This is a genomic window from Rhizobium sp. 11_C7_N12_5 (assembly GCF_051811145.1).
Classification (GTDB): Bacteria; Pseudomonadota; Alphaproteobacteria; order Rhizobiales; family Rhizobiaceae; genus Rhizobium; species Rhizobium lusitanum.
This window is the reverse complement of sequence record NZ_JBPWPY010000002.1, coordinates 782,869-794,283: the sequence shown is the minus strand read 5'-3', so window position 1 is coordinate 794,283 and position 11,415 is coordinate 782,869. Positions and strand designations below refer to the sequence as shown.

General features: G+C 60.9%; 11 protein-coding genes. All 11 read right to left on the bottom strand.

Translation table 11 applies throughout. The features are described 5' to 3' along the window. Positions 1 to 20 precede the first annotated feature (20 nt). On the bottom strand, positions 21 to 1,106 hold the full coding sequence (locus AB8B29_RS22740; RefSeq protein WP_037197376.1) for an ABC transporter substrate-binding protein: 1,086 nt from the start codon (positions 1,104 to 1,106) through the stop codon (positions 21 to 23). A 202-nt stretch (positions 1,107 to 1,308) separates the two neighbouring features. After that, positions 1,309 to 2,193 (bottom strand): AraC family transcriptional regulator, encoded by an 885-nt coding sequence (locus tag AB8B29_RS22735; RefSeq protein ID WP_037197375.1) that lies wholly within the window; start codon positions 2,191 to 2,193, stop codon positions 1,309 to 1,311. A gap of 222 nt (positions 2,194 to 2,415) precedes the next feature. Beyond that, complete coding sequence (locus tag AB8B29_RS22730; RefSeq protein WP_037197374.1) at positions 2,416 to 3,369, bottom strand: ABC transporter ATP-binding protein; 954 nt, start codon at positions 3,367 to 3,369, stop codon at positions 2,416 to 2,418. Then, positions 3,370 to 4,386 (bottom strand): ABC transporter ATP-binding protein, encoded by a 1,017-nt coding sequence (locus AB8B29_RS22725; RefSeq protein WP_037197558.1) that lies wholly within the window; start codon positions 4,384 to 4,386, stop codon positions 3,370 to 3,372. Beyond that, positions 4,386 to 5,306 (bottom strand): dihydrodipicolinate synthase family protein, encoded by a 921-nt coding sequence (locus tag AB8B29_RS22720; protein ID WP_037197373.1) that lies wholly within the window; start codon positions 5,304 to 5,306, stop codon positions 4,386 to 4,388. Before AB8B29_RS22720 ends, AB8B29_RS22725 begins: the two co-directional genes overlap by 1 nt. A gap of 19 nt (positions 5,307 to 5,325) precedes the next feature. Continuing rightward, complete coding sequence (locus tag AB8B29_RS22715) at positions 5,326 to 6,201, bottom strand: ABC transporter permease (protein ID WP_037197372.1); 876 nt, start codon at positions 6,199 to 6,201, stop codon at positions 5,326 to 5,328. Between the two features lie 3 nt (positions 6,202 to 6,204). Then, the gene (locus tag AB8B29_RS22710) at positions 6,205 to 7,164 is read right to left on the bottom strand and encodes an ABC transporter permease (RefSeq protein WP_037197556.1); all 960 of its coding nucleotides are present in this window, start codon (positions 7,162 to 7,164) and stop codon (positions 6,205 to 6,207) included. Positions 7,165 to 7,216: 52 nt separating this feature from the next. Then, complete coding sequence (locus AB8B29_RS22705; protein WP_245297623.1) at positions 7,217 to 8,767, bottom strand: ABC transporter substrate-binding protein; 1,551 nt, start codon at positions 8,765 to 8,767, stop codon at positions 7,217 to 7,219. 70 nt (positions 8,768 to 8,837) lie between these two features. Then, positions 8,838 to 9,548, bottom strand: a complete 711-nt coding sequence (locus AB8B29_RS22700) for a FadR/GntR family transcriptional regulator (RefSeq protein ID WP_037197553.1) — start codon at positions 9,546 to 9,548, stop codon at positions 8,838 to 8,840. A gap of 180 nt (positions 9,549 to 9,728) precedes the next feature. Beyond that, entirely contained in the window at positions 9,729 to 10,598 is an 870-nt protein-coding gene (locus tag AB8B29_RS22695; protein WP_037197371.1) for a shikimate dehydrogenase, read from the bottom strand. 139 nt (positions 10,599 to 10,737) lie between these two features. Beyond that, on the bottom strand, positions 10,738 to 11,409 hold the full coding sequence (locus AB8B29_RS22690; RefSeq protein ID WP_037197370.1) for a TetR family transcriptional regulator: 672 nt from the start codon (positions 11,407 to 11,409) through the stop codon (positions 10,738 to 10,740). Between the last annotated feature and the right edge of the window lie 6 nt (positions 11,410 to 11,415).

Below are 11,415 nucleotides of genomic sequence, written 5' to 3'. Positions count from 1 at the left end.
AGCATATCGATGCGCTATAGTCAGCTGCCGATACCGAGCTTCTTGCAGCCATCCGCGTAGCGATCGGTGCAGAGCTGGTCGGGCGTCTGGATCGGCTTGCCGTTGACGGCCTTGTCGATAATTTCAGCCTTGAGATTGTCGGCCGTAACCAATACCGGCGTGAAGAGCTTCGTCGGCGTGTCGAAGAGTTTCGTGTCCGCCTTCGGCGTTTCGCCTGAGAGCAATTCTATCGCGACATTGGCAGCAGCCGCGGCGACGATCTCGCTCGGCTTGGAGATCGTGTTGTACTGATCGCCGGAAATGATGAGCTGCAGGCCGGCGATGGTGGCGTCATTGCCCGTGACCGGCGGCACCGGATCGAAGCCTGCTGCCTTGAAGGCCGCCACCGCAGCGCCGCCCGTGCCATCATTGGCCGCGACCACGCCGAGGATCTTCTTGCCAAAGCGGGTGATCTGGCCACTTGCCCATTGCTGTGCCTTCGGCGGCGCCCATTCCGGCGTGTCGAATTCGGCGAGCACGGGATAGCCGCCCTCGGCAAGACCGGCATGGATGCCCTTCTTGATGAGGCCGGCCGCCGCATCGGTCGGCGAACCGTTGATCTCGAGCAGGCCGCCGTCACCGGCCTTGACGTTCTTGGCCTTCAGGTGATCGACGAGCGATTTCGCGATCATCTTGCCGATCTCTTCGTTGTTGAAGGACACATAGTAATCGGCAGGGGTCGACGGGATCGGGCGGTCATAGGCGACGACGCGAACGCCCTGGCTCTGGGCCATCTTGACCAGCGAGGCAGCGGCGGTGGAGTCGACCGGGTCGAGCACGATTGCCTTGGCACCCTGCGAAATCGCCGAGTTGAATTGCTGCTGCTGGCGCGAAGCATCGCCATTGGCATTCTGGTAGATGACCTTGCAGCCGGCGCAGAGCTTCTTCATCTCCGCCTGGAAACCGGGAAAGTCATGCTCTTCGTAACGCGTCGAACTCTGGTCTGGCATCAGGAAGGCGACGGTTGCGTCGGTCACCTTGGCGGATTGCGCGAATGCGGACGTGCCGCTCAGAAGACCAACCGTGAGCGCGGCTGCGCCAGCGATTTTCAGTGCGAGATGGTTCATTGGAAATTCTCCGTTCCAAATGGTAATGGTTTCCCTCGATCATCGCGGCCCTAAGCACGCGATGCTCTTGTTCGACGTCCCCTGGCGACGGTCGTCCGACCGTGGCAGCGGCTATTTTTCGGACAAACGATCTCCTTCGGGCGACAGAGGTGCCCGTTCGCTTGGCCTGAATTGTTGTCTCTCCTCCCTGTCCTCCCCTTGGTTAGGCGGCCTCCACCGCACGAGCATGCTGTGCCAACAGTGATCTGAACCGTGAGGGCGCCATGCCCTTCTGATCCAGAAAACGGCGATTGAAATTCGAGATATTGTTGAAGCCGGCGGCAAAGCAGATGTCGGTGATCGACATATCCGCCTTGCTCATCAGCAGGTGACAGGCGAAGTTGACCCGCAGTCGGTTGACATATTGCACCAGCGCCATGCCGGTGTGGCGGCGAAAGCTGCGCGAAAAAGCGCTCGGGCTCTGGCCCGTCAACTCGGCGAGGTCACATTCGCTGAATGGCTCGGTCAGATGCGCATTGATATAGGACAGCGCCTGATTGACGCCCGCAGACATGAAGCCAGACGGATCCGGCTGGTAACCGGCGCTGGCAAGCGAGCGCGTATCCGAGGCACTGCTCATGGCGTCGAGAATGTTCATGAAAAGCTCGATACGGCGGATGCCGGTCGCCTCAACCAACTCACCAAGGATTGGGCCGACGATTGCGGCGGTCTCGGGCGTGAAGAGCGCACCACGGCGACTCGTTTCCAATATGCCTGCGCAAGCGGACAGTTCCGGGAAGACCCTGCTCGCATCGGCAAAGAAGGATTCGGAAAATTGCAGGACGCGGCAGCGCAGAGGAAGGGTGACGCCGACCGGGACGTCGCTCACCCAATTATGCGGTAGGTTCGGCCCCGTCAGCACCAGATTGCCCGGCTCGAACTCGCCGATGAAATCGCCGACAAAGTATTGCCCGGTGGTCGCCACGACATGATGGATTTCATACTCGGGGTGAAAATGCCAGCGAACCGTGCGGTACGGATAGCCATGCTCCCAGGCCTTGAAGGACTCGCCGCTGCCGATCGCAACAACTTCCAAATCGGGGTTCATCAGCCAGCCTCCTTTCGCCCGCCCGTGCTCAATCCGGTTGCGGGGCCTCCTCCCAGAGGCCATCACGTGTGGTAAATCTACGCCTCGTATTCGCCCCCCGCTACTACGCCCTGAACGCTCGGCCGATACTTTTTTGACATGAATGGCCCCTTCGTTGGCCAAATGTGCAGTGCAGTATGACAAACCGCAATGCGAGGGGCGTGGCGATATTATGAAGCGACTTCAATCCAGATCATCGCGGATGCATGCCTTGAATTGTCCCGGCACGACTTCGCGCAACTCGGGCACTGTTGCTGCACATGCATCAAGAGCATGCGGACAACGCGTTCGGAAGACGCAGCCGCTGGGCGGGTTTGCCGGGCTGGGAATGTCGCCCTTCAGGATCTGGCGGTCGCGCCGGGCATCCGGATCGGGGGACGGAATGGCTGATAGGAGCGCGCGCGTATAGGGATGGCTGGGGCGGGCATAGAGATCGGCGCCCGCGGCGATCTCCATGATCCGCCCGAGATAGAGTACGATGACCCGATCGCAGACATATTCGACGACGGCGAGATCATGCGAGATGAACAGCATGGTCAGGCCGAGCCGCTGCTGCAGGCCGCGCAACAGATTGATCACCTGGGCCTGGATAGAGACATCCAGCGCCGAGACGGGTTCGTCGGCCACGAGAAACTCCGGTCCGAGCGCAAGCGCGCGTGCGATGCCGATCCTCTGTCGCTGGCCGCCGGAAAACTCATGCGCATAGCGATTGATCGCCTCTGCCGGCAGATCCACCTGCTCGAGCGCTGCCCGCGCCCTGTCGAGCCGATCCAGGCGATGGCCGATACGCTGTATCTTCAGGCCTTCGGTCAGGATCTCGCCGATCGTCATGCGTGGCGACAGGCTGGCGAAGGGATCCTGGAAGATATACTGCATGCGTGGCCGCATGCGTCGCAACGCTCCCGCACGAAGACCGGTGATCTCGGTGCCATCGAAACGGACACTGCCGGCGGTGGGCTCGACGAGCCTGAGGACGGAGCGCCCTATCGTCGTCTTGCCGCTACCAGATTCACCCACGAGCCCCACGACCTCCCCCTTGCCGATATCGAAGGAGATATCGCGAAGGACGGCAAGCTTTGCGCCTCGGGAGACATAGTCCTTGGCAAGGCGGCGCACGGAGAGAAGCGGTTCGGTCATCTAGATCTCCCGCCAGCGGATACAGCGGCTCGCATGCCCGGCACCAACGGTCTCCAGAGCCGGCACTGCTTCGGCGCAGGCGGCAATGGCGTGAGAACAGCGCGGTGCGAAGGCGCAGCCTGCAGGCATCCTGGTCAGTCCCGGCACGATACCCGGAATGGCGGCCAGCTGTTCGCCGGCTTGCCGCATCCGCGTTGCCTCGCCGAGGCGCGGCATGGAGGCAAGCAGCCCCTGCGTATAAGGATGCCTTGGATCGCGAAACACTGTTCCGACCGGTCCTTCCTCGACAATCCGGCCGGCATACATGACGGCGACGCGATGGGCGATTTCGGCCACCACACCGAGATTGTGGGTGACGAAAAGGATCGCCATGCCGCGCTCCCGTTGCAGCCGCTGCATGAGTTCGAGGATCTGCGCCTGGATCGTGACGTCGAGAGCCGTTGTCGGCTCGTCTGCGATCAGCAGCACCGGGTCGCAGGCGAGCGCCATGGCGATGGTCGCCCGCTGCCGCATGCCGCCGGAAAGCTCATGCGGATACTGCCGCACCCGCCGCTCCGCATCGGGGATGCCGACGCTCTCCAACAGCGCGACAGCCTTGCGCATCGCCGTCCTGCGGTCAGCCTTGCGATAGATGCGGATCGGTTCGGCGATCTGGTCGCCGATGGTCAGCACCGGGTTGAGGCTCGACATCGGCTCCTGAAACACCATGCCGATATCATCGCCGCGTATCGCGCCCATATGCCTGTCGTCCAGGGTGGCGAGATCGCTGACGACGCCTTGCTTGTTCCGCAACCTGATACTTCCGGCGGCAATGACGCCGACATTGCGCGTCAGCAGCCGCATGACTGAAAGACTGGTGACCGACTTGCCGGAACCGGATTCCCCGACCAGCGCCAGGGTCTCTCCAGCGCCAATGGTCAGGTCGACATCCCGCACCGCCGTCAACTCGCCGCCGCGGGTACGGAAGACGGTCCTCAGCCCCTTGATGTCGAGAACGGGTTCGGCGGCCGGCGTCATCATATCTGGAGCAGCCCCGTTTCCCGCAGGATCCCATCGATCCTGGCCGCCTCTTCCGCATTGAGCGGTGCGCGCGGACGCGGCATGATGGCGGTATCGATGATGCCGAGGCTTTTCATCGCTGCCTTGAAAGCGCCGATGCCGGACGCGCCGCCGCTGACGCGGCCCTGCGCCACCCAGACAATCTCGAACAGGCGGCAAAGCCGCTCCTGTTCGCGCCGCGCCGCGACCCAATCGCCTCGCTGTGCCGCATCCCAGAGGCGGACGTAGCCATGCGGATCGACATTGGCGATACCGGGAACCACACCATGCGCTCCCATCAGCAAGGCATTGTCGACGACGATCTCGGAGCCGGTCATCAGGAAGACGTCCTTGTGATCGGCGAGATCGAGGAGCGCGTAGCGGAAGTTGCCGTCGTCGCCGCTGGAATCCTTCAGCCCGATGATGGTGCCTTCCTTGGCAAGGGTCACCACCGTCTGGCGCAGCAGCTTCACATGCACGCAGACGGGAATGTCATAGGCGACAAGCGGCACGTCGACGGCATCGCGGATATAGCGGAAATGGTCGAGGATCTCGGATTGGCTGGTGACCGTGTAAAACGGCGCCGTCACGACGACGGCATCCGCCCCGGCAGCCCTGGCGATCTGCGAATGGGCGATCACGCGGTCGGTGGTCGCGTCGATAGTGCCGACCAGCAACGGAACGCGGCCATTCACGACCTTGGCCGAATGTTCGATGATCTCCCGCCGTGTCTTCTCGTCATGGAAGACGACTTCGCTCGTCGAGCCCAGCACGAAGACGCCATGGCAACCGGCCTCGATCAGATGCTCCAGAACCCGCGTATAGGATTTGTAATCCACCGTGAAATCATCATTCAGCGGCGTTACGACGGGGGGCACCACACCCTTGAATTTGCTCATTGTCTCTTTCTTTCCTGGTTCAATGAAGCTCGGCGCGCGGATCGAAGGCATCCCTCAATCCATCACCGATGAAATTGATGGCAAGGACGGCAAGAATCAGCGCGGCGCCGGGAAACAGCCATTGCCAGGGATATTGTTCGAGGACGGCGGTGGAGCGGGCGGCATTCAGCATGTTGCCCCAGCTTGCTGCCGGCGGGGCAATGCCAAGCCCGAGAAAGGAGAGCCCCGCCTCCAGCAGGATCGCATTGGCAACCTGGGTCGTCGCGTAAACCACGAGAATATCGATACAGTTCGGCATGCCATGGCGCAGCAGAAGGTGCGGCAGCCCGGCGCCCATGCCGCGCGCGGCCGTCACGAAATCGCGTTCGCGCAATTCGAGCAGCCTTGAGCGCACCATGCGCGCAAGCAGCGGCCAGGACAGCAGCGATATGACCGTGATCGTCGGCAGGATGCCGGTGCCGGTGATGGAGGCGAGCACCAGCAGGAAGATCACCGGCGGCAGGGTCATGACCAGATCGACGAAGCGCATGCTGAGCGCATCGGCCCAACGACCGGCAAAGGCCGAAATGGAACCGAACAGGAAGCCGATCAGCGCCGAAATCAAAGTGGAACCCGCAGCCACCATCAGCGAAATACGACCGCCTTCGAGGACTCTCGCAAAGACATCGCGTCCGACACCATCGGTTCCGAACCAATGCGTCGCATTGGGTGCGGAATTCATCGCCAGAAGGTCGATGTCGTTCGGCTGGAACCGCCACCACAGCGGATAAGACAGAATGAACACCAGCATCGGCGCGGCGATGCAGACGCCAAACAGCGCCGCTCCGTTCAGCCGGAAGCGGTCGAATGCGCGGGCCAGAGGGCCGTGACTTGGTCGTTCGGTTCGCGCCAGCATCGCTCATCCCACCTTGATGCGCGGATCGACCACCGCATAGGCGATGTCGGTCAGCAGATTGACGACGATGACACAGGCGCCGATGACCAGCGTTGCTCCCATGATCACAGGGTAATCACGGGTCGTGACCGCATCGACGAGCAGCAGGCCCATGCCGGGCCAGTTGAAGACGCTCTCGATGAAGATCGCCCCGCCGATGGCAAGCCCAATGGTCGAGCCGATGACAGTGACAACAGGCAGCAAAGCGTTGCGCAGAGCGTGCTTGACGATAACCCAGAACTCGATCACGCCCTTGGCGCGCGCCGTGCGCACATAATCCTGGTTGAGCACTTCCAGCAGCGAGGCGCGCATGTAGCGCATGATCAAAGCCGCCTGGGCGACCGCCAGAAGTGCCGACGGCAGGATGAGATGCCGGAGCAGGTCGGCAAGAGAGAAATCCACGCCCGGCGTCGACATGCCCCCGGATGGCAGCCAGCCGAGACGCACGGCAAAGATATAGAGGCCGAGAAGCGCGCTCAGGAAGGCCGGGCTCGATATGCCAGCCAGCGCCAGGACGGAGAGCGAAACGTCGGTTACGGAATTGCGCCTGACGGCGCCGATGACGCCAGCGGCAATGCCGGCGACGATCGCCATGATAAGGGCGGAGCCCATCAGCAGGAGAGTCGGCCCTATGCGCGACAGCACCAGCGTCAGCACCGGCTGATCCAGCCGCTTGATCGAATAGCCGAAATTGCCGTGCAAGGCCTGCTGCAGCCACCCGATATATTGCACCGGCAAGGGCTGATCCAACCCAAGTCTATCGCGCAGATCGGCCATGGCAGCCGGAGACAGCGGCGTGCTCGGGTCGATATAGGCATCGATGGGATCGCCTGGTGTCAGCCGCAGCAGCACGAAGACCAGCATGCTCAGTGCAATGAGCATGCCGATACCGATCGCCAGACGCTTGAGACAGTAACGAAGCATATCGAATCCGCGCTTGAAAGGAGCCAGCCGCAGCCCGCGACCGGCCGAAAGCCTATTCGGAGAGTTTCCACGCTTCCGGATGGGCCACATACGGACCACCGCCGGGCGCGGGCGTCCAGATGAAGTCCTTTACCTTCGATGAAACGACACCATAGCGGTTCGCCACCCACATGGTCGCCCAGGGCAGATCCTTGTTCATGACCTTGCAGACATCCTGATAGCGCTGGTGGCGCTTGGCGACGTCCGTCTCGGCAATGGCGGCGTCGAGTGCCTTGGTCAGATCCGGCATGCGGGCGCGCACGACATTGGCGCCCGCCGGCGGGATCTGTTTTTCGTTGAGCCCGGTATTGATGTTGCTCGGGTCGGGGCCATTCTGCAAACCCGCATAGACAAGCTGGAACTGTGATGCATCAGCGTCAGGCTTGAGCACCAGACCGTTATAGGTCGGCGCATCGACCGCGCGCGGCACGACGTTGATCCCGACCTGCGCGAGCATCGCCTGCACCGCCGCCAGCACGTTTGTGGCAAGCGGGGTGTTGTAATAGGTCAGCAACGTAACCGGCTTGTCGCCGTTGATCTTGTCCCACCCGGCCTCATCCAACAGCTGCTTGGCTTTGGCAGGATCGTAGGGATAGGCCTCGATACCTTCCGGGACCAGCTGACCCGCCACATAGGCGCAATTGGCCGGCTTTGCCGCGCCGCCATAGAGGCTCTTGATGATCGCATCGCGGTTGAGGGCATACATGACGGCCTGGCGGACACGGAGATCCTTCCACAGCGGCGAGTCCTGGTTGAAGCCCAGATAGTTGACGACGAAGGAAGCTCCCTCGATCACCCGAAAGGATTTATCGTCCTTGAAGGTCGGCACATCGTTGGAATCGATGTAGGTGAACTGGATTTCGCCGGCGCGCAGCGCCGAGATCGCCGAAGCAGGATTGGCGAAATAGCGATTGATCAAACGATCGAGGACGGGCTTGCCGCCGCGATAGTCCGGATTTGCGGTCAGCTCGACATATTGATCCTGTACATATTTGACGAATTTGAACGGACCTGTCCCAATCGGCGAGGTCGACCACCAGGTGCTTTTCGCAAGCTGATCAGCGGGTACGGCCGCAAGCGCATGCTCCGGCAGCACCATTATCTTCGTCAGCGTGTCCAGGAGACTGGCGGAGGGAGCGGAAAGCTTGACGACCAAGGCATGATCGTCAGGCGTCTCGATCGCGGATAAAACCTTCAGGCGAGCTGCGAAGATCGAACCCGTCTTGGCATTGGCAGCAAGCTCGATGGTGAATTTGGCGTCCTTGGCCGTGAAGGCCTTACCGTCGTGCCATTTGGCATCCGCAAGCTTGAACGTATAGGTGAGCTGATCCGGGCTTACCTCATAGGAAGAGGCAAGCACGCCGACGATCTTCTCCAGCTTTTCGTCATAGCTGATCAGCGGCTCGAAATAGATGCTGAGCCAGGTTAAGCCGGCGGTCGCAGCCAGCGGATTGAAATTGCCTTGAAAGCCGCCGGGGCCAACATCGAATCCACCAGACAATGTCGCGGCAGTTGCGGGCGCGGCCACACCACCTAAGACCGGCACGCCGGTGATCGACATCATCGCTCCCAGCGCGATTGCCGGCAGACAAAAAAGCTCCCTCATCATAATCCTCCTCCCTAGTTTTGGGTCGCTAACCCTTCTTGTTGTTGGCTATCACCTTCGAAATCCCCTCATAGTGGCGGTCGAGGCGCATGCGCACCTCCTTCAAATTCTTCGCTTCGACGGCATCGACGATCGCCTCATGGTCCCTCCACGTGGCCATGGGATCGGCATTGTCGAGGTCGAAAAAATTGGATGCCTTGTAAAAAGCGAGCCAGAACACGTCGATCAGGCGGACGAAGGTCTCGTTGCCCTGGCAGCGAAACAGCAGCCGATGAAACAGCTGGTCGTCCTCGGCGAAGGGTTCGCCGCGCTCGGCATGAATGCGCATGCGGTCGACGGTGGCGCGCAGTTCGGCCAGATCCTCCGGCCCGATCATCTCAAGCGTCTTGCCGATGAGGCCGACTTCGAGTGTGCGGCGAATTTCCAGCACCTCCTCCATATGGCGCAGCGCATTGCCGAGCCCATAGGCGAGATTGTCCAGCAGCGGCCCAAAGGAAAACGCCCTGACGAAGATGCCGATGCCGCGGCGCGTCTCGAGCACACCCAGGGATTCTAGCGCCTTGATGCCCTCGCGCAGGGAATTGCGGCTGACGCCGAGCTGCGTCGCCAGTTCGCCTTCGGCCGGCAACGGCGTGCCCGGTTCCAGACCGTTGTCGGCGATATAGCTGCGCAGGCTTTCCTGCACCGAAACATGCAGCAACGGCGCGCGCATCAAAGGCTGAATGACTTTGCCGACCATGAAACGGGCCCCCGAGGTATCGGCATTGATCCTATGAACTTGTAGGATATCCGTCAAGCGGATGAGTGCATGCACGAAGAGGCCGGATGGCGGCTGCCTGAATTCGCCTCCAAAGCAAAAAGGCCGGGCTATTAACCCGGCATCTTCCGCACCATTCGTTTCAGGGGATTATCCGATGGTCTAAGAACGCAGCGAGTCGAAATGCTGCATCATGCGCTCCGCATCGGGGCGAATGCCTGTGAACAGTTCGAAAGCCTTGACCGCCTGGAACACCGCCATGCCGCCGCCATCGAGAACCCGGCATCCCTTCTGTCTGGCAAGTTTCACCAGTTCCGTTTCGATAGGGAAATAGACGATCTCCGCGACCCAGAAGCGATCCGAAACAAGATGGGCCTCGAGCGGCAGGCCAGGGTGGGCGCCCATGCCCGTCGGTGTCGCATGCACGAGACCATCCGCCCCATTCAAGGCTTCAGCGAGGTTGTGACCGACGGAGAAGGAACAGGTGGCATGAGCCGCCTGCAACTGATCGGCAAGCGCATGCGCGCGGGACGGGTCCAGATCGAAGATCTCGATCGAGCGCGCGCCCATTTGTGCCACCGCATGCGCGACGGCAACCCCGGCGCCGCCCGCTCCCAACTGCACGACACGATCAAGCGAGACATCGCCAAGCCCACGACGAAAGCTCTCCGCAAAGCCCCACCAATCCGTATTGTGCCCGATCCTGCGCCCACCACGAAAGACGATCGTATTGATCGACCGCAGCGCCTGGGCATCCGGCGACAGTTCATCGACCAGCGCGACGGCAGCCTGTTTGCAGGGATGCGTGATATTCAGGCCGGCGAAACCCGCTGCCTCCGCCTCATCGATCAGGGCCGGCAGATCCGACACGGAAAGACCCCGTGCCTCAAGATCGATCAGATCGTATTGATAGGAAAGGCCACAATGCTCGCCTTCGCGCATATGCATGGCCGGCGTCAGCGAGCGGCCGATGCCCGCGCCTATCAGGCCGACATGAAGTTGACGCGGAATGATGGCTGCTTGAGTGTTCAATCTATCCTCCCGAGCGGCGAGTCAAAGGAATATCTCGGTCCACAATCAAAATGTACGAACTAGTACGTAAAGTCAATGAACGCCACAGAAATCCTATTCCGGGGCAACGTCGGTCGATATCTTCCGACGGTTTAGATTCTCAAGTAATCTCTGAGGAAGGTGTCTTTAAGAAAGCCAAGATTGCATCGACTATCAATGCCTTGTGCCGATTCTTTAATTCATCGGAAGATAGGTCGCGTTCGAAGATCGCCCCGAAGGTATGGCGGTTCGACACGCGGAAAAAGCATTGTGCACTGATCATCATATGCAGATCGACCGGGTCCACCCGGCGCGAAAAGCTGCCGTCGGCATAGCCGCGCGCCAGGATTTCGGTGATGATGTCGATCACGGCGATATTCATCTGCGACAGCACGACCGAGCGTTTCATGTGCTCGGCACGATGAATGTTCTCGATACTGACGAGGCGCACGAAATCGGGATTCTGATCGTCGTGATCGAAGGTGCTTTCGATCAGTTGGGCCATGGCCTGAACGGGCGGCATGTTCTGCAGATCGAGTTCGCTCTCCAGCGTGCGGATCTTGGTGTACGCCTGCTCGAGAACGGCGAGATAGAGCCCTTCCTTGCTGCCGAAATAATAATAGATCATCCGCTTGGAGGTCTTGGTGCGCTCGGCGATCTCGTCAACGCGAGCGCCGGAAAAGCCTGCAGCAACAAACTCTTCCGTCGCGATCTTCAGAATATTTTCCTTGGTCGCGTCGGGATCGTTCTTTCGCGTAAGGCGCTCGATCTTGGCCGCTTGCGCTTTGGTCATGCCTTG

What these genes read in the sequence shown, in the direction of transcription:
- AB8B29_RS22740 (WP_037197376.1), bottom strand. Translation starts at nt 1,106, where the DNA reads ATGAACCATCTCGCACTGAAAATCGCTGGCGCAGCCGCGCTCACGGTT.
- AB8B29_RS22735 (WP_037197375.1), bottom strand. Translation starts at nt 2,193, where the DNA reads ATGAACCCCGATTTGGAAGTTGTTGCGATCGGCAGCGGCGAGTCCTTC.
- AB8B29_RS22730 (WP_037197374.1), bottom strand. Translation starts at nt 3,369, where the DNA reads ATGACCGAACCGCTTCTCTCCGTGCGCCGCCTTGCCAAGGACTATGTC.
- AB8B29_RS22725 (WP_037197558.1), bottom strand. Translation starts at nt 4,386, where the DNA reads ATGACGCCGGCCGCCGAACCCGTTCTCGACATCAAGGGGCTGAGGACC.
- AB8B29_RS22720 (WP_037197373.1), bottom strand. Translation starts at nt 5,306, where the DNA reads ATGAGCAAATTCAAGGGTGTGGTGCCCCCCGTCGTAACGCCGCTGAAT.
- AB8B29_RS22715 (WP_037197372.1), bottom strand. Translation starts at nt 6,201, where the DNA reads ATGCTGGCGCGAACCGAACGACCAAGTCACGGCCCTCTGGCCCGCGCA.
- AB8B29_RS22710 (WP_037197556.1), bottom strand. Translation starts at nt 7,164, where the DNA reads ATGCTTCGTTACTGTCTCAAGCGTCTGGCGATCGGTATCGGCATGCTC.
- AB8B29_RS22705 (WP_245297623.1), bottom strand. Translation starts at nt 8,767, where the DNA reads ATGATGTCGATCACCGGCGTGCCGGTCTTAGGTGGTGTGGCCGCGCCC.
- AB8B29_RS22700 (WP_037197553.1), bottom strand. Translation starts at nt 9,548, where the DNA reads ATGGTCGGCAAAGTCATTCAGCCTTTGATGCGCGCGCCGTTGCTGCAT.
- AB8B29_RS22690 (WP_037197370.1), bottom strand. Translation starts at nt 11,409, where the DNA reads ATGACCAAAGCGCAAGCGGCCAAGATCGAGCGCCTTACGCGAAAGAAC.